The sequence below is a fragment of the Algoriphagus mannitolivorans DSM 15301 genome (assembly GCF_000429425.1).
Taxonomy (GTDB): Bacteria; Bacteroidota; Bacteroidia; order Cytophagales; family Cyclobacteriaceae; genus Algoriphagus; species Algoriphagus mannitolivorans.
Window position 1 is genome coordinate 112,926 of record NZ_AUBV01000013.1, and the last position, 18,236, is coordinate 131,161.

20 protein-coding genes are annotated in these 18,236 nt (G+C 42.8%); 19 read left to right on the plus strand and 1 reads right to left on the minus strand.

Annotation, left to right across the window (positions count from 1 at the left end; translation table 11 throughout):
* Nucleotide 1: 1 nt before the first annotated feature.
* The 19 genes from G458_RS0114320 (at nucleotide 2) to G458_RS20925 (ending at nucleotide 15,905) form a co-directional block, all read left to right on the plus strand.
* Complete coding sequence (locus G458_RS0114320) at nucleotides 2-397, plus strand: DUF423 domain-containing protein (RefSeq protein WP_026952498.1); 396 nt, start codon at nucleotides 2-4, stop codon at nucleotides 395-397.
* A complete protein-coding gene (locus tag G458_RS0114325; protein WP_026952499.1) occupies nucleotides 375-1,679 on the plus strand; it encodes a D-alanyl-D-alanine carboxypeptidase in 1,305 nt (434 codons plus the stop codon). The genes G458_RS0114320 and G458_RS0114325 overlap by 23 nt, the downstream gene beginning before the upstream one ends.
* A gap of 401 nt (nucleotides 1,680-2,080) precedes the next feature.
* A complete protein-coding gene (locus G458_RS20905) occupies nucleotides 2,081-2,935 on the plus strand; it encodes an alpha/beta fold hydrolase (RefSeq protein WP_051287328.1) in 855 nt (284 codons plus the stop codon).
* Complete coding sequence (locus G458_RS0114340; protein WP_035468259.1) at nucleotides 2,932-3,444, plus strand: RNA polymerase sigma factor; 513 nt, start codon at nucleotides 2,932-2,934, stop codon at nucleotides 3,442-3,444. The genes G458_RS20905 and G458_RS0114340 overlap by 4 nt, the downstream gene beginning before the upstream one ends.
* Nucleotides 3,434-4,021: a hypothetical protein gene (locus tag G458_RS0114345; RefSeq protein WP_026952501.1), complete on the plus strand. Its 588-nt coding sequence runs from the start codon at nucleotides 3,434-3,436 to the stop codon at nucleotides 4,019-4,021. Before G458_RS0114340 ends, G458_RS0114345 begins: the two co-directional genes overlap by 11 nt.
* An 81-nt stretch (nucleotides 4,022-4,102) precedes the next feature.
* On the plus strand, nucleotides 4,103-5,143 hold the full coding sequence (locus G458_RS0114350; protein WP_026952502.1) for a S66 peptidase family protein: 1,041 nt from the start codon (nucleotides 4,103-4,105) through the stop codon (nucleotides 5,141-5,143).
* Nucleotides 5,144-5,146: 3 nt separating this feature from the next.
* Nucleotides 5,147-5,836, plus strand: a complete 690-nt coding sequence (locus G458_RS20910) for an SGNH/GDSL hydrolase family protein (RefSeq protein ID WP_157359804.1) — start codon at nucleotides 5,147-5,149, stop codon at nucleotides 5,834-5,836.
* A 2-nt stretch (nucleotides 5,837-5,838) separates the two neighbouring features.
* On the plus strand, nucleotides 5,839-6,264 hold the full coding sequence (locus G458_RS0114360) for an META domain-containing protein (RefSeq protein WP_026952503.1): 426 nt from the start codon (nucleotides 5,839-5,841) through the stop codon (nucleotides 6,262-6,264).
* 107 nt (nucleotides 6,265-6,371) lie between these two features.
* Entirely contained in the window at nucleotides 6,372-7,091 is a 720-nt protein-coding gene (locus G458_RS0114365; RefSeq protein ID WP_026952504.1) for an META domain-containing protein, read from the plus strand.
* A 1-nt stretch (nucleotide 7,092) separates the two neighbouring features.
* Entirely contained in the window at nucleotides 7,093-7,752 is a 660-nt protein-coding gene (locus tag G458_RS0114370) for a DUF4377 domain-containing protein (protein ID WP_026952505.1), read from the plus strand.
* Between the two features lie 107 nt (nucleotides 7,753-7,859).
* A complete protein-coding gene (locus G458_RS0114375) occupies nucleotides 7,860-8,471 on the plus strand; it encodes a fumarylacetoacetate hydrolase family protein (protein ID WP_026952506.1) in 612 nt (203 codons plus the stop codon).
* 34 nt (nucleotides 8,472-8,505) lie between these two features.
* Nucleotides 8,506-10,335, plus strand: coding sequence for a M23 family metallopeptidase (locus tag G458_RS0114380; RefSeq protein ID WP_051287334.1), 1,830 nt, complete (start codon nucleotides 8,506-8,508; stop codon nucleotides 10,333-10,335).
* A 30-nt stretch (nucleotides 10,336-10,365) separates the two neighbouring features.
* Entirely contained in the window at nucleotides 10,366-10,815 is a 450-nt protein-coding gene (bcp, locus tag G458_RS0114385; RefSeq protein WP_026952508.1) for a thioredoxin-dependent thiol peroxidase, read from the plus strand.
* An 11-nt stretch (nucleotides 10,816-10,826) separates the two neighbouring features.
* Nucleotides 10,827-11,678: a transketolase gene (locus tag G458_RS0114390; protein ID WP_026952509.1), complete on the plus strand. Its 852-nt coding sequence runs from the start codon at nucleotides 10,827-10,829 to the stop codon at nucleotides 11,676-11,678.
* A 24-nt stretch (nucleotides 11,679-11,702) separates the two neighbouring features.
* Nucleotides 11,703-12,665, plus strand: a complete 963-nt coding sequence (locus G458_RS0114395) for a transketolase family protein (protein WP_035468260.1) — start codon at nucleotides 11,703-11,705, stop codon at nucleotides 12,663-12,665.
* A 276-nt stretch (nucleotides 12,666-12,941) separates the two neighbouring features.
* Complete coding sequence (locus G458_RS0114400; RefSeq protein WP_026952511.1) at nucleotides 12,942-13,235, plus strand: hypothetical protein; 294 nt, start codon at nucleotides 12,942-12,944, stop codon at nucleotides 13,233-13,235.
* A gap of 19 nt (nucleotides 13,236-13,254) precedes the next feature.
* Nucleotides 13,255-13,800 carry a GNAT family N-acetyltransferase gene (locus G458_RS20915; protein WP_051287330.1) on the plus strand — a complete coding sequence of 182 codons (546 nt, stop codon included), beginning with the start codon at nucleotides 13,255-13,257 and terminating at the stop codon, nucleotides 13,798-13,800.
* Nucleotides 13,801-13,832: 32 nt separating this feature from the next.
* Nucleotides 13,833-15,377 (plus strand): glycoside hydrolase family 99-like domain-containing protein, encoded by a 1,545-nt coding sequence (locus tag G458_RS20920; RefSeq protein WP_084438879.1) that lies wholly within the window; start codon nucleotides 13,833-13,835, stop codon nucleotides 15,375-15,377.
* Between the two features lie 105 nt (nucleotides 15,378-15,482).
* The gene (locus G458_RS20925) at nucleotides 15,483-15,905 is read left to right on the plus strand and encodes a DUF417 family protein (protein ID WP_051287332.1); all 423 of its coding nucleotides are present in this window, start codon (nucleotides 15,483-15,485) and stop codon (nucleotides 15,903-15,905) included.
* 94 nt (nucleotides 15,906-15,999) lie between these two features.
* Here the strand turns inward: G458_RS20925 and G458_RS0114420 are convergent.
* A partial coding sequence (locus G458_RS0114420; protein ID WP_026952512.1) for an MBG domain-containing protein occupies nucleotides 16,000-18,236 on the minus strand: 2,237 nt, incomplete at its 5' end.

Sequence of the window (18,236 nt, forward strand, 5' to 3'; positions counted from 1 at the left end):
CATGAACGGAAAACACATTTTAATGGCAGCAGGACTTTCCGGTGCCTTTGCGGTAGGATTAGGAGCTTTTGGGGCTCATGGTTTGGCGGATATATTGGCTAAAACCGGAAGAACTGAAACCTTTCAGACTGCCGTGAGCTACCATTTTTATCATACCCTGGCCTTGGCGGTGGTAGGACTACTATCCTTAATCAAACCGGATTGGAAAAGCCTCAAATTTGTAACCTGGTCCTTCATACTCGGAATTTTAATCTTCTCGGGATCACTTTATATACTTTCTCTGAGTGGAATCACTTGGTGGGGAGCTATTACTCCTCTGGGTGGAGTAGGATTTATCCTGGGATGGTTAGGCCTTTTTTATTCAGCTTTGAGAAATGATCAAATCCTGGTTAAATAAGCTTTTTTTGATATTTACCTTGACTTTCTATTTCTGGGAAAGTCAAGCCCAAACCACCCGTGCGCAATATATCCGTCTCAGCGAACTTTTGGGGGATCAAAGCTTCTTTAGCGGGCATTTGACCGGTTTCGTGCTTTATGATCTGGATTCTCAGCTGGTGCTGTTTGAGAAAAACTCTCAGATCAATTTCATCCCAGCTTCCACAACCAAGCTTTTTACCCTTTTTGCTGCTGTGGCTGTTCTTCAGGACTCCACTCAAACCCTCCGATACCTTCCAGCAGGCGATACCCTTAAAATCTGGGGAGCGGGCGATCCCAGCTGGAAATACCTAAGTTTTCGCCAACCGGATTTTGAGAAAATCTGGAAAAACTATCGGGTTATTCAGTTTTCTGATGCCAATCAGGTGAGTCCTGCATTTGGATATGGCTGGCAATGGGATGATTATTATTATGATTATTCAGCTGAAAGAAGCCCATTGCCTATAGCGGGGAATTTATTAGAGGTTAAAAAAGTCGGTAACCGGCCAGAAGTATTACCTAGTAGATTCCAAAAATCTATTCGAACTACAACGTTACCGATCAAAGAATTAGAGAGGGATTTTCATACCAATACCTTTTCCTATAACCCAAGCACTTTCATCGGTAGGGAAAAATATATACCACTACTCACTTCCGGCAACTTAACGGCTGAATTGGCTCAGGAAATCACAGGTAAAAAGTGGATCTATAAGAAAGAACCGCTACCCCAAAATCATAAGGTATTCCGAGGCGCTCCTCTAGTTCCCCTACTGCAGGAAATGATGCTCGAAAGTGACAATTTCATTGCTGAGCAGATGCTTTGGATGGTTTCTGATCGACTTTTTCAGACTTTGGATACAGAAAGAGCCATCGAGTTTATCAAAAAGACCTATTTCTTTGACCTTCCTGACCAACCCAAATGGGTAGATGGAAGTGGACTTTCTAGGCATAATCTTTTCACTCCTCGCTCCATGGTAGGATTGTTTGAAAAGCTTTACCGCATCCTTCCGGAAGCCCAATTATATCAAATGCTACCCACTGGAGGTAAGACAGGCACTCTCAAAAACAGCTTTCAGGCCGCTCAGCCATATATTTTTGCCAAGACTGGCACCATCAGCAATCATTATAGTCTTGTGGGAATGGTCAAAGCAAAAAGCGGAAAAACCTATGCATTCGCGTTTATGAATTCCAACTACCTACATTCGGCTTCTACAGTAAGAAGAGAAGTGGAGAAGGTAATGATTCAGGTTAGGGATTTTTTTTAGAGTTGGGAGACGGGAGTTTGGGTCCGATGTCGGGTGACCGATGTCAGATGGGTGGGGAGATTGGAGATGGAAGACGGGAGACGGAAGTTGGGGTCCGATGTCGGGTGACCGATGTCAGATGAGGTAGGGAGAGAGGAGTTTATGTTATGACCCTTTTAAAGTCGTCGATGGTCGATTTTCCACAACTATTTCAGTGCTGCTTTGAACTAGAAGAAGAATTGAGAATAATGAATATCCCCATTTCTACCAGGTACCAAATGAAATAAGGTTTGAAGTCTGATTTTAGGTGCTGTGGACTGTGGTCTGTGGTCAATCGACGAAATTCTAACTTTTTGAAAATTTTTCCCAAAAACTGTAATGAAAGGAAGATGCCTGGGTCTAAAGAAGAAAAAACCAAAACCATGAAAAAGTTGATTCTTCTATTCTTTGTCATTTTCTCCAATCTATCCTCAAGCTTCGGTCAGGAACTTCAGGTAAAAATCTCAGGAAATGGCCCGGCTGTTATCTTGATTCCGGGACTTTCCTCCTCAGGGGAAGTCTGGGATGAGACAGTAGCCGATCTCTCTCGAAATTTCCAGTGCCATGTAGTTACTCTTCCTGGCTTTGCGACCAATCCAGCGGGAAGATTACAAGCTGGTTTTATTGACACGATGGAAAGCCTGCTTAGCGAATACATTCAAAATCAACCCGGAAAAGTTTTCCTTATCGGACACAGTTTAGGAGGCTTTCTTTCTCTTCATCTGGCTAAAAATCTTCCTGAAAAAATACAGAAAGCAGTCATTGTGGACTCCTACCCTTTTTATTCAGCAGCCTTTAATCCTGCTGCCACTGAAGAAAATATGAAAGGAATGGCCGATCAAATGAAAGAATTGATGTTGGCTCAAAGTCCCGAACAGTATCGAGCACAGCAAACATCTACCATGCCCATGATGACTACCAATCAGTTGAAACTTCCTTTGGCTGTAGAATGGAGCATGGAAAGCGATAGAATGACCAGTGCCCAAGCTATGTATGAATTGATGACCACAGATTTCAGGCAGGAATTATCTGAGGTCAAAACCCCAATCTTGGTTTTGGGAGCTTGGTATTCTGGAAAAAACTATGGCTTGACAGAAGAGCTTGTTCGGGAAAATTTTAAAAGTCAATACAAATTGGCCCAGAATGTCCAAATTGAAATGGCACCGACTGCCCACCATTTTATCATGTGGGACAATCCGGAATGGTTTATGGAAAAAATAAGCGCATTTCTGCAATGAGAACCCAAAAGGAACAGGATTTTGAAGCCTTGTACCAAAGTCACAAGGACAAAATTTACCGACTATGCCTGGGATTTGTCCGGGAAAAAGAACTGGCCAATGACCTTTTTCAGGAAATCCTGATCAAGATCTGGAGACACCTTGACAGCTTCAAAGGAGAAAGCGAGATCAGTACTTGGATCTATCGAATTGCCTACAACACTGCTTTGACCTTTTCCACCAAGGAAAAGAAACAGGGTGAAAAGAAGGTGGAAATTCCGGAAAACCTTGATCTGGCAGATCCGGAAAACCTATCCCAAGAGCTGGAAAACCGACTTCAACAACTCTATCAGGCCATTTCGGAACTGAATGAATTAGACCGGATCATCGCCACTTTGCTCCTGGAGGGCACTGCTTACAAAATCATTGCAGAGATCAGCGGGATCTCTGAAAACTACGTCGCAGTCAAAGTCAACCGTATCAAAGCACTATTAACCCAAAAACTCAATCCTCAACCTCATGGAAACTAACTTCAACGATATACAACAACTCTGGAAAAGTCAAAAAGCTGTCAATTTTGATATTAGCGGACTGATTCAGCAAATGAAAGCCACCGAAAAAAAGCAAAAAACGGAATGGGTCATTGGATTAGCCTGTGTGCCGATCACCATCTCAATTCTGGTCTATGCACTTCCGCTCAAAGACAGTCCGTTGGGAATTATCACGCTTCTGATCATCAGTTTCGGAATGGGCTGGGTGATCTGGCTCAACAGTAAATCCCTACTGGGACAAGTAGAAAACGCCGAGCGCTACAATCAGCGGGACTATCTGGAAGAACAGATTCAAAAACTCAATCTGCGTGGCAAGATCATCCAAAAACATATGATTACTTATTGTGTCTTATTGGCTTTGGCAATTAATCTGGGCTATTTGGCAGTGTTGGCCCCATTATCTTTACAAGTAAGACTGGGCGCTCACGTAGGAGCGACGCTTTTTATCGCGGTGATCATGTGGTTTACTTTGAGAAAAAAGAACAAGAAATTTGAAGCTGAATCCCGCCCAATGATCAGGCAATTGGAAAAACTACTCAATGAATTGAAAAACTGAGCAAGAACCCTGTCAATTGGCAGGGTTTTTCTTTTATATCCTTAGAAAAAAGAAAGTATTTTCACCCAAAATATAGCCAAAATGAACAAGCGTACTTTTCTCAAATCTTTCGGCATGGCCGCAGCCTCGGCTTCCTTTCTGGGTTTTGATTTCAAAAAAGCCTATCAGACAGAAATTCTTTTGCCCAAAGCCATCCAAAAAGGAGATGCAGTCGGAATCATTTCGCCTTCGGCTGCCACCGCTGACCGGATGGAGTTTACCTATGCCAAGGAGGCAATGGAAGCATTGGGATTCAAAGTGAAATTGGGAAAAAATCTAACCAACAGATTTGGGCATTTGGCAGGTACGGATCAGGAGCGCGCAGAGGATTTGAACCAGATGTTTGCAGATTCGGAGGTAAAAGCCATTGTGTGCATCCGAGGAGGTTCAGGAGCTTCCAGGATTCTTCCTTTGATCGATTATGATCTGGTAAGGAAAAATCCAAAACCTTTAATGGGTTACTCAGATATTACTGCACTTCACTGTGCTTTACATAGCCAAACTGGATTGATAAGTTTTCATGGTCCAAATGGTTCAGGAAGCTGGAATAGCTTCAATGTAAAGCAGTTTGAAAATATGTTTTTCAATCGGGAAAAAGTCACATTCAAGAATGAAGGTGGCAAGGGAGACGAACTGGTTTTAAAGGCGAATCGAATCCAAACCTTAAAATCCGGAACAGCTGAAGGTAAAATTTTGGGTGGAAATCTCACTGTATTATCTGCTTTATCCGGAACTCCATACTACCCTGATTTTCAAGACGCTATTTTATTTATAGAAGATATCGGAGAAGATCCTTATCGAATAGACCGCATGATGAGTACCCTTCAGTTAAACGGGACTCTGAGTAAGATCAAAGGCTTTATTTTCGGGCAATGCTCGGATTGCAAGCCCGGAGGTGGATATGGGAGTTTGACCTTGGATCAGATCCTGGATCAGTATGTTTTACCTCTCAATATCCCTGCTTACACCGGGGCAATGATCGGTCATATTCCCAGACAATTTATAGTTCCGGTTGGTGCAAATGTCAAAATGGACGCCATCACAGGAACATTTACTTTAACCCAATCCATTTTTCAATCCTAAACTATGATCTTTCTATTTATTCTCAGTATTGGAATTAGCCTCACTTCATTGATGGAAAAAGCCCCACAATCCAACGATAAATCCCTTAGCTACCTCGCCTTGGGTGATTCTTACACCATTGGAGAAGGAGTGCCGGAACCAGACCGATATCCCAATCAATTGGTGGAAATGCTGAACCAAACCGGAAAGTATTCTTTCTCCCCCGCTCAAATAATTGCCAAAACAGGCTGGACGGTAGATGAATTGGAGGCTGGTATCAAGGCTTCGACCATTGATCCTCAAGGATATGATTTGGTAACGCTATTGATCGGAGTAAATAATCAATACCGGGGCAGGCCAGTCCATGATTATCAACAAGAATTTGAAGAACTTCTCAAGCGAGCGATTGCATTTGCCAGAGGAAATAAAGATCACGTGGTGGTCATTTCCATCCCGGATTGGGGAATCACGCCATTTGCAGTATCCAAAGGTTCAGACCAGGCCAAGGTGGCTCGAGAAATAGATGCTTACAATGCTGCCAAAAAAGCAGTTTGCGATCGATTGGGGGTGAAATTCGTGGAAATTACTAAGCATTATCGCCAAGTGGGTGCTCAGCCTGAGATGGTCGTGGACGATCAGCTGCATCCTTCTGGAAAAGTTTATCAATACTGGACAGCTGAGGTATTTAAGGTTGTAAACGCGATGAAGTTTTAACCATGAGACCTTCCTTGCTCGGGTCCTTTTTGGCTTTTTGGATACTCCTTTCCCTTTTCACTTCAAAGGCTTTTTCCCAAGAATCTGGGTTGAATCACCGCTGGAAAGTTATTTATGTCGGGAAATTTCAGAATCCAAAGTCCCAAAAAAGAATGGAGGCTTTGTTTTTTGAGTTTGATCAGTCTAGCCGGGCTTATTTTGGGAGTTTAGGATGTAACTCTGTGAGTGGGACTTTTTCCCTCGTGGGAACCGATGGAATCTTATTGAAACCAAATACAAGCACACTGATGACTTGCCCATCCATGGAAGTGGAATTGGACATGCAAAATGCTCTTGAAAAAACAAGGGCCTATAAAATTGAAACCGGAACACTCTATCTCCTCGATGAATCCGGGAAAACCTTGATGATGCTCCAGAAGGTGGATTGACCATTAAAGTCAATAATATCATCCTTCGTTTTTGCATTTTTTGATAATCAATTGATCCTTTATGGATCTATTTTTAGGTAAGTTTTTACTGGAAATAAGCCACTTCCATGAAAGAGTTCTCAATTAATCCTGTAGATTTTCTCAAAAGAGGATCCTTTTTTATCCTCACTGTCTTCCTTATTTTTTCTTGTACAGAAGAATTTGAAAACCTTGGAACAGAAGAAACCTTTTGGGTGTATAGCTATCCTATTCCCTGTGACTATCCTTCTAATAGCACTTCCCCTCCAAAGCCTTGTCTTGGGATAACTTACCAAGAGGAGTTTGATTTTGAGCTAAGAACCTTGATCAGGATACCCTTTGAAATGGAAGGATACACATTCAAGCCTTACCATATCCAAAAAGTTAAAGTGCAGAAAACAACTGAATTCAAGACTGGAGAAGAGAAAAGGAAGCTTTTGGAAATTCTGGAAGAGGAAAGAGACTACATCGATGTACTGGAAGGAGGCTGGAGAGTATTAAGACATCTTGGTGAAGACCTACCCAATGCAAATTATCCCAATGGTCATGGTGTCGTAATCGCTCCTATGATACGCTTTGCATCATCCTCTGATGGGTGCAATCAGGTCTCGCTTGAAATCAGGCAAGTCGGAAAGGATAAAATCATCTCTTACAAACCAGGAATGATGACTTTAAAAGCATGCCCACCAGACTGGATTAAGCTTATGCCATTCCCAGGATTGAACAGCAAATTCAGAAGAGAAGGAAATATTTTGACCTTTTTCAGCGATGAAGATGAAGAAGTAGCCGTTTGGGAAAAAATAAACTGAAATGAAAACAGGCAAATATTTATACTTTCTATTAGCCATTTTCTTTTCCTGTGCTGAAAAGGAAACCAAAATCATTTGGGTATATCCATATCAACTGAAAACAGAATTATATCCCTATGCCCAAGCAGGAATTTTTTTTCTTACTCAAGATAAAGAAGAGCTAGATTACTCTAAGTGGAAACGTCAATCGGAGAGTTTCGAAATTAAAGGCTTTAAATTTGAAGAAGGATATTTTTACAAACTAAAAGTAGAATATGAAGTGGATCAACCTTCTCAAAAATTCAAATTGAAGTCCATATTAGAGAAACAAAAAGATTGGATAGGATCAATCGAGGGAGCTTGGCAAAATATATCCATACCTGAACAACCCTATTTTCCAATTTTTATTCGGATTCAAAAATTAAGCAGGACGCTTGAAACGTATGGAGGTTGTTTTAAGGGCATCATAGGTATGGGGGAAGTAGGGGAAAGAAAAATCCAATTAGTGGATACCTATTATCGATTGGAAGCCGATAAAATTTGCCTAGGCCAAAGCCCAATTCAAGAAGGCGGCCTTAGCTTTGTCCAATCCACAACTCAATATCAACTCACACCAGATGGCTTTTTGGAGTTTTTTGATGAAAGTGGAAATCTTCTGATCCGCTTTCAGCCATCCGAGTAAAAATATCCTTATTCTCTGCTTTTCATCCACTTTTTGCCAAGGATATCCTTATTTTCACGACTGGAAATCGAATCCGATTTTACAGCCCAGAAAAGCGCCAAAAACCTATGAAGATTATCTGCATCGGCCGTAATTACGCCGCCCATATCGAAGAGCTCCAAAACGAAAAACCCGGAAAACCAGTCGTATTTCTAAAGCCTGATACCGCTTTGCTGAAAGGTGGAGCCCCTTTCTATCATCCTGATTTTTCAGAAAATATCCATCATGAGGTCGAACTTGTCCTCAAAATCTCCAAGGAAGGAAAATACATCCAGTCTCAATTTGCACATCGCTATTTTGAGGAAATCGGCTTGGGAATTGACTTTACTGCCCGGGATCTTCAGGACCAATGCAAGGCTAAAGGTTTGCCATGGGAAATCGCAAAAGCTTTCAACGGTTCAGCGCCTATCGGCGATTTTAAGCCAGTTTCTGATTTTGAAGATCTGAAAGACATCGACTTCCATTTGGAAATCAACGGAGAACTCAAGCAAAAAGGAAACACCAGTCTGATGCTGTTTGATTTTGCAACCATCATTTCTTATGTCTCACAGTTTTTTACCCTGAAAAAAGGAGATTTGATCTACACCGGAACCCCGGCAGGAGTTGGTCCCGTAAAAGTTGGAGACCATTTGGTTGGATTCATCGGAAATGATAAAATGCTGGATTTTGAAGTCAAATAAGCTTACACTCTTTTTTCTACTTGTAGCTTTTTGGATGTCGTTTGGACTTTTGGCCCAAGAGATTCAAAAAGGCTATTTCCGCTCTCCTGTAAAACCTGGAGGGAGAAATTACTTATCCGGAAACTTCTCTGAATTACGACCGAACCATTTTCATACGGGCTTGGATTACAAATTTGGCGGAGCCGAAGGCGAGCCGATCTATGCAGCCGCTGATGGCTGGGTTTATCGAATCAAAATCTCCTCTTTTGGCTACGGAAATGTGATCTACCTCAAGCATCCCAGCGGAAATATTACCCTGTACGGACATTTGAGGAATTTCAATCCCAAACTTCAGGCTTGGATGCGAAATAAAATGTACGAAGCCAAGCAAAATGAATTGGAAGTATATCCCCAGCCGGGTGAATTACCGGTCAAAAAGGGAGAACTGATCGCCAATGGAGGAAATACCGGGAGTTCAGGAGGTCCTCATTTGCATTTTGAAATCCGGGACAGTTTGGATCGGGCCATGGATCCCTTATTGGCCGGATTTCCTGAAATATTGGACAATATCCCTCCCACTCCACAGAAAATCGCCATAGTTCCTTTGGAGATTGATTCGAGGGTCAATGGAAAATTCCAGCGGTTGGAAATCACTCCTGTACTCAGTGGGGCCAGCTATCGAATACCGGAAACCGTTAAAGTGACCGGAAAAGTGGGACTGGAAATCCAGAGTTACGACAAGCTGGATGGCGCAGAGAATCAAAATGGCTTCCCTAAATTTGAAATTTCGGATGAGTCTGGTTTGTTGTACACGCTCCATGTCAATCGGGTAGATTTCAATTATACCCGACATTTCCTTTTACACACCCATCAAAATAGATTCACCAAGCTCTATTTTCAGCCGGAACTGAAATTTGACTTTCTCAGCCCAAGATCACCCGAAACGGGAATTTTTCAAGTTGAGGCTGGACAAAAAAAATCCATCCAAATCAAGCTTCTGGACGCCTACAGCAATGCCCGATTGGTGAATTTGACTTTGACCGGAGCGGATCTGGATTCGACCATTTCCGATGGGCCGGCTCCGGCCAAGGCTCAAACCAGCTACTTCAAGCATCATATGAAGATCAAAGTTGCCCAATCTGATAAGGGTGGCTTGGCGAAGTTTTTTGTAGGCAATCAGAGCTACGAAATTCTTCCTGCTTATCAGGATTCACAAAGCAGAACCTATCTATGGGACTTGAGATTCGGCATTCCTAGCAAAATTGACCTCTGTTCAGAAGTTTTAATTCCTGACTTGATTGGAAAATTGCCTGTTGGGGAAGAGTTCCTTTTAGCAACCGATAAACTCCAAGTAAAAAGCTTTGAAAACAGCCTATTGGAAGATTTATACCTGAGAGTTGGATTTTCAGGTCCAGCCTCTGCTCCTGTTCTTCGACTTCAGGAAACCACAGAATACCTCTGGAATCCCATTGAGCTAGCTTGGGATGTAAGTGGCTATGTGGGAAATAAGGAAAAAACCCATGTGTATCTCCGATCTCCAAACGGTGCTAGATCATTCGCTGGAGGCACTTGGGAAGGTGGACAAATCCGTTTCCAAACCAGAAATTTTGGTAGTTTTGTTTTGGCTGAAGATAATGTCAAGCCTACCATCACCCCGATCCGAGTTAACAGTCAGGGAATACGATTTACGATCAAGGATAATCTTTCCGGGATAAAAAGTTTTGAAGCTTGGGTCAATGGTGAATGGGTCCTGATGCGATATGAGCACAAACAGGCAGTAATTTGGTCTGAAACCAAGAATGAACAAGTGTTCAAGGGAGCAGTTTTACTGAAAGTTACCGATCTTGCCGGCAACGTAGCCGAATGGAAAGGGACTATACCTTAAATCATTGTTCCATTCAAAACTTAAAAAACTATGTCTATTGAAGTTGGCCAAATGGCCCCAGATTTCGAAGCAAAAATTGAAACCGGAGAAACCATCAAGTTATCCGATTATCGAGGTAAAAAGGTGGTGCTCTATTTCTATCCAAAAGATGCCACTCCCGGATGTACTGCTCAGGCCTGCAACCTTCGGGATAATTATGAAGCCTTGCAAAAGGCTGGCTATGTCGTGCTAGGAATCAGTTCCGACGATGAAAAATCGCACAAGAAATTTATTGAAAAGCAAGCTCTCCCCTTCCCGCTTATCGCTGATACAGATCTGAAGGTTCATGAAGCTTTCGGAACTTGGGTGGAGAAATCCATGTACGGAAGAAAATACATGGGTACTGCCCGAACCACCTTTGTAATCGATGAAAAAGGAAAAATCGAAGAAATAATCTCAAAAGTGGATACTAAAAACCACACCGCTCAAATCCTAAAATAAACCACCAGCTAATGGAAAAACAATCTATTGAACAACTCCAAAAAATCTGTACCCAGATGAGGAGGGATGTCTTGAGAATGGTGCATGCCGTTCAATCAGGACACCCCGGCGCTCCGCTCGGTTGCGCTGAATTCTTCGTAGCCCTTTACTTCGACCAGTTACACCATAACCCAGATTTTCAGATGAACGGGAAAGGTGAAGACCTTTTCTTCCTTTCCAATGGACATCTTTCCGCAGGATGGTATTCTGTCCTGGCTAGAAGCGGATATTTCCCGGTAGAAGAACTCAAAACTTTCCGAAAACTCAATTCTAGGCTTCAGGGCCACCCTGCAACACATGAGCATTTGCCGGGAATCCGCGTAGCCTCTGGATCATTGGGTCAGGGTCTTTCTGTGGCTTTAGGTGCTGCTCAGGCCAAAAAACTCAACGGGGATGACAAATTGGTCTATATCCTGATGGGTGACGGTGAACTGCAGGAAGGACAGGTTTGGGAAGCTGCGATGTATGCAGCTCACTATGGAGTTGACAATTTGATTGCCACGGTAGATTACAACGGACAGCAGATCGACGGTCCTACCAGCAAAGTAATGGATCTGAAAAATCTCAAAGCCAAATGGGAAGCATTTGGATGGGAAGTAATCGAAACCAAAAACGGGAATGACCTGAAATCTGTCATTGAAGGCTTGGAAAAAGCTAAATCCCTGACCGGAAAAGGAAAGCCAATCATGAACCTGCTATATACCGAAATGGGCTATGGAGTTGACTTCATGGTAGGTACTCACAAATGGCATGGTTCACCGCCAAATGACGAGCAATTGGCCAAAGCACTGGGTCAATTGGAAGAAACCCTTGGTGATTATTGATTTCCTATTCCAAATGACAAAAAGATGAGCTTAGACTTAAAATTTACCTATACAGAAAAAAAAGATACCCGTTCTGGCTTTGGAGATGGCTTTCTGGAAGCAGGAAGAAGAAATCCCAATGTGGTCGGGCTTTGTGCGGATTTGATCGGATCCCTGAAAATGGGAGACTTCCAGAAAGAATTCCCTGATCGGTTTTTCCAAACTGGAATCGCTGAGGCTAATATGATTGGCTTAGCAGCAGGGATGACCTTGGGAGGAAAAATTCCTTTCGCCGGTACTTTCGCCAACTTTGCCACAGGTCGGGTTTATGACCAAATCCGTCAATCTGTTGCTTACTCTGACAAAAATGTGAAAATCTGTGCTTCCCATGCTGGTTTGACTTTAGGGGAAGATGGGGCTACTCACCAGATTTTGGAGGATCTGGGCATGATGAAAATGCTACCTCACATGACTGTAATCAACCCATGCGATTACAACCAGACCAAAGCAGCTACATTGGCGATTGCGGAGCATGAAGGTCCAGTTTACTTGAGATTTGGACGCCCTAGCTGGCCGATCTTTACTCCAGCCGATCAGAAGTTTGAAATCGGAAAGGCCTGGAAAATGATAGATGGCAAGGATGTCACCATCTTCGCTACAGGACATTTGGTTTGGGAAGCCGTAGTAGCTGAAGCGATGCTTCGTGAGGAAGGTATCCATGCCGAAGTAATCAATATCCACACGATCAAGCCATTGGACGAAGAAGCCATTCTGGAATCAGTGAAGAAGACAGGTTGCGCTGTGTCTGCTGAAGAGCATCAGATCAATGGTGGTTTGGGAGATAGCATCGCTCAAACCCTAGCCCGTCACAATCCTGCTCCTTTGGAATATGTGGGCGTAAATGACAGCTTTGGTGAGTCTGGAACCCCAACTCAACTGCTGGAAAAATATGGCCTGAATGCCGAAAACATTGTCAAGGCAGTAAAAAGAGCTTTGGCGAGAAAGTAAGTTTAGAAAGCTTTGAGTGCGCCGCGGGGTACTGAAAGGTTTCATTTCACAATTAAAGACCTTCGGGGTTTTTAAAAACCCCAAAGGTCTGTCAACAAGCTATCCTGCTTCTCCTGAAGCAGGATTTTTTGTTTAGATCAAGTCCTGCTTTAATAAACTTTAAAGGCTTCATATACCTCAATGGTTTTTACCTTCCTCCTAGCTTTAAAACCCAGGAGTTCAATCCTATGGCTAAAAAATTGTACCTTCAACTATCTCATCAAATTCTTTTTAGTCATGGAAAATTACGAACCTACCCTCGTCGAAACCTTGGAAAAACTTAGGAAAGGAGGATATACTGAAGATTTCAATATCCGATTTGACAGCTTGATCTGTGGGGACGTTTGCTTGCTTCCCTCCCAGTTTGAAGTGGACCAAACTTTTCGTTTTGAAGGCAATACCAATCCATCTGATGAAGCTATTCTCTTTGCCATTTCCTCCAAAGACGGGAAAATCAAAGGAGTATTGGTCAACTCCTATGGAACCTACGCCGATGAAATGACAGAAGAATTGGTCGATAAACTCAAGTAAGATTTAGCTATTTTCGGGAATGAAAATCACGCTTTCTAGCACACCCAAGCTAGTTTTAAATCCCGTTCAACCTGAGGATCAACCCATTCTTTTTCTATTAATGGATGAAGTATATCGCTTGGGCTATCGGGATTTTTGGAGCGATCAAGGAGATTGGTACGTGAATTTGATCTACAATCCCGAAACCGTCCAAAAAGAGCTATCCCGATCCAGAAGCCATTATTTTTTTGTAGAATGGGACGAAGAAAAAATCGGAGTATTGAAATACGATTTCCCTTTTTCCCCGAGGGAAGTAGAAATTCCCAATGCTATGAAATTGCATCGGCTTTACCTCCATCCCAAAGCCCATGGAAAGGGAATTGCCCGGTTGTTGATGGACCATTGCTTTGAAATCGCCAAGGAATCCAAATTGGATTTCATATGGCTTGAAGCCATGGAAAAAAAGCAACAAGCTTTGAGATTTTATCAAAAAATGGGTTTCGAAGTTGTACATTCCTATACGCTGGATTTTGAAAGAATCTTTCCAGAATTCAGAGATATCCATATTCTAAAAAAACCGATTTAGGATTTTGAATTAGAATTCAAAATTTATTTCCGATGAAACACCCCTCTATTTCTTTTCTTTTCATTGCCTGGATTCTTCTTTCTGTCTCTTGCCAAAAGAAAAGTAATCCGAATTATTCCCAGGCAAGCTTGGTATCTCTTCCGCTCCAAAGTGGAAATACTGCTGAAGATGAATTGGTAGGAGTTTATTTTATGCCTTCTTGGAATACTTCTCCCGATCCTAACGTAGATCGGGATAGCTTTTGGTCCTGTTTGACAGGAAGGGAAGACTGTTCAAGTCTCCAAAATACAGGGACTTGGGGACCAAGAGGCCGGGTTTACAATAGAAATTATCCTTATGAAGGCCCTTATTTGGAAAGAAAGCCCATAGCAGAATTGAAGGGGTTTTATTCCCGAACAGATCCTGATGTTGCCCGAAAGCAACTCCAATTCATGAAAAGCTACGGGATTGACTTTTTTGCTTATAACTGGTTTTTTGGTCGGCATTACTATTATCATCTGTATTTTGGCCCTCAGTCAAAAATCTATTATCCCAAAGGCTGGAGGATAAATCGTGGTAGGGATGGACGTGTCGAAGTGCCGGGTTTGGTGGAATGGGGAGATCAACTGGAAGTGCTTTTAGCCGAAAATGCCAAACTCCCGGCCGATCAACAAATGAAATTTGCAATCAACTGGTGCGACGATAGCCATGAGCGCTGGATGCTATGGTTGAAGGTGGGTTCTCCGGATGAAATGGCAAGAAAGGCCAACTATCCCGGGGAAAGTCCAGATCGGGATCTTTATCTGAAAGTTCATGAAAAAATCACACACCTATGGATAGACCAATATTTCAGCAGAGGAGATTATTTGCGAGCCAATGATGGAAGGCCTATAGTGTACTTCTATTTTCCCCAAGATGCTGAATCCCGGGCGGCCTATTATGGGATAACTATGAAAGATCTCTTAGATCTCTCCCAGCAAACCGCTCAAAAAGCTGGTTTACCTGGAATTAAGTTTATTGCTGTAACTGCCGGCCCGATGCTGGAAAATGAGAGAATTTATGGGCTTCCTACCCAATGGAAGGCTAGAAATTCAAGACGTCCTTGGGAAGGAGGAAGCTACCAAAATCGGCTTTTGCTTCAAGAATATGTGCCTAGGTTGAAGGATATGGGCTTTGAGGGAATGACGGGATATGTTTATCATAATTTTTTCGAAAAAGACAATCGCTCCTATGCAGACATGAGAGAGACCTACCGTGGTCACTGGAATATGTGGAGCGAGAAATTTAGCGGTGATCCAGCTTTTGAATATCAAATTCCGGTTGCCATGGGCTGGGATATGCGCCCAGCTGGAGGCACTTGGCCTCAACCTAGTGGATTTCCTTCTGAACCCTACAAGGACAGGGTTCATAGTGACAAATCCTCTTTCTTGGCTAAACTCAAAGAGGCACAAGCCTATTCCAGAAAATACCGATCCTCCAATGGGAATACCATCATGATTTGCTGCTGGAATGAATATTTGGAAGGGAACTACATCGAACCCACCGAAGGCCACGGTTTTGATTACCTGGAAGCCATCAGGGAAGCGTTCAAAAATTAAATCAAAGTCAAACCTTTCTAAAAATTGACAAAACAAGGATCATAAATTGACTTTTGTCAGTTTATCTTACCGAAATGGGCTTTAAGTTTCGAAAAAACTTAGCCTATGAATAACCTTCTACTCTTTGGGAGAATCTCTCTCTTTGTCATTTACTTCTGGTTTGGGATCTTAAAAGTCCTTGGCCTCTCCCCTGCCGAGCCTCTTGTCCACAACTTGTTTGATCAAATCCTGGGCACTTGGATGGATTTTGAAACCTTCAATAGAGCCTTTGGAGTAATAGAATGCCTGATTGGAATTGCTTGGCTGATTCCTCAATGGACCAAAATCGCCTTGGCAGTTTTATTAGCCCATATGGGAGCAACATTCCTTCCGGTCTTCTTTTTACCCAATGATACTTGGCAAAATTGGTTCACGCCGACCTTGGTTGGACAGTATATCATCAAAAACCTAGCATTGATTTCCCTAGGTTTATTGATTTTCCAATTGGAATTAGAAAAAATAAAAAGCAACAAATTTGACCTCGCCTAAATCAAATTTTTAATTCAAATCGGTTTAAATGAAAAAAGCCCAATTCAATGAATTGGGCTTTTAGATTTAGGTCAATTACTTATTGTTCAACCGTTTATTTTTTAATCAGTCGCTTGGTCATGACCATATTTCCAGCTTCCACTTGGATGGTGTACATACCTGCTGCCAAGCCTTGTAGATTGATTCTCTGGGTAAATGAACCTTCTCGAAGAGCTTCATTTTCCATCACCAATCTTCCGACTGCGTCAAAGATGCGGATCGCAACATTTGCGCTTTGATCCAAGTCCACCATGACATTGGTTTCTTCAGTCGCTGGGTTTGGATAGACAAAGAACTCACCCGGTTTCATTTCTCTACGAAGCGTGATTTCTCTGGAAATAGTCTGTCCGGCTCGGTCGGTACTGTAAACAGTCACATCCAATCTTGCAGGAATTGAGGTTCCTTTCCAGATCAATCGATCTCCTTCCAGTTCCACATCCGGATTCTCACCCAAGGTGTAGCTATGGATATTGTCCACCGGATCGATGGTTCTCAGATTACCCAGAACTTCTCCGGATCTCAAGCCTGAACCAAGCTTGCTGTTGTCCACCACGATATCCAGAGCCTGAGGTTTATTCTGAACCATCACTAGGATTGCGATCGGTTCATCCAAGGAATAGAATTCATTCGCGACCAGATCTGCTTTCAGTTCGTAGATTCCCGGAGTTAAAGGATCATAAGAATCAGACTGAAGGGTCATCGGAAGTTTCTTCGCTTCAAACCAAGTCAGGCTCATTTTCTCAATTTCCTTCTTGACCGTTTCTATGGAAGTGTTCCATGGAACTTCGATCATATCGGCTACGACACGTTTGTTGCCTTTCTTCACTTCGTGAATCACGATCGATCCACCACCTTGGCCATTGTTTCCAAGGACAGTTGCATCGGTACCATTTTCATCCTTACCGATTTGGTTATCATAGATTGTTGTACCGCCAGTAGCTGTCGTGATCTTGATTCGGAACTTATCTGGACCGGCACCACCATTCCAGTTTCCATCAATAGCCACTACTACAAATTTGTATCCTGGCTGTCCGTTGATAGTACCTGTTCCTCTGTATGTTGCTTTGCCGCCAGCAATTACCAAAGATCCGGACTCATGCATGGTAGACTTGAAGTTGATATTACCTGCATTGAATTGGAATTCAGTATTACCGTCTACCTGACTGGAGCCTTTCTTGTATTTGGAAACAAATCCAAAGTTGGCTTTCCCAACTGCATCAGGATTAGCTGGCATAGCGTCTGCTGGTGAATTGATCCAGCCGCCGCCTGTTACGAAGCTGTCATTTGGATCATATACCGGGATATAAGCTACAGAGCTAGCACATCCAGAACCTGCGGTTGCAGTGACTTTGTATACACCGATTGCTGTTAGATTACCTGTGTTAACTGTAGCTAATCCAGCAGCATTGGTTGTTACTATTTGGTCAAAGACTGTTGCATCTAATTCGTTGGTCACCACAAATCTTACACTTACACCGGCCACATTAGGAGTAACAGTTGCTCTCAAGGTCGCGGCAGTACCAATTTGAACTGGAGTACCGGATGCGGAGGCGTCGATGCTTACCCCGTTAATCGTGAACTGTCCAGAAATGAAGGTCAATTCATAATTGGCATTCAAAGCCAAACTACCTTGATTGATTGGATAAATTCCAATTCCTTCACCACTTACTCTTGCGACATTGCCAGTAAAGGCATCCGTAAAGGCCAAGCTGCCTGAGGTTATTTGATAGTTTAAACCTGGATCCACCTGTCCACAATACTTGCTGTTATTATCAGCGGTAACCGTTATTGGTCTTTTGGTGATCGTGAAGTTTGCCGTATTATATGTGATATCATAATTGCTTAATACTCCTACAGGACTTAAAGTCGCTGAGATAGTATAAGGACTGCCACCTACGGTTTCTCCAGAAGTTCTGCTGTAAGTTGCACTTACATTATCAGCACTTAAGAATCCACTCAATGATCCTGAGAAGCCTGGGTCAGCATTGCCATAGACTTTTGTGTTTCCATTAGGAGTGACTGATGCAGATTTTTTGGTGATGATGATTTGAACTGATCCCGCATCATCGTTATAGTTGCCTGTCACATCGGTAAACGTCCAGTTTGCCGTGCCTCCCGGTACATTCGTGAAGCTCGCGCCCAGGTCAAGACCTGCCAGCGTTTCTCCTTCCACGCCTAGGGCGGTGCCTGTCGCTCCGTGAGCTGCCGCATCGTACACGCCGGTGTAACCCGTGACGGTGATGTCTGCATCTGCTTTGGTGATGATGATTTGAACTGATCCCGCATCATCGT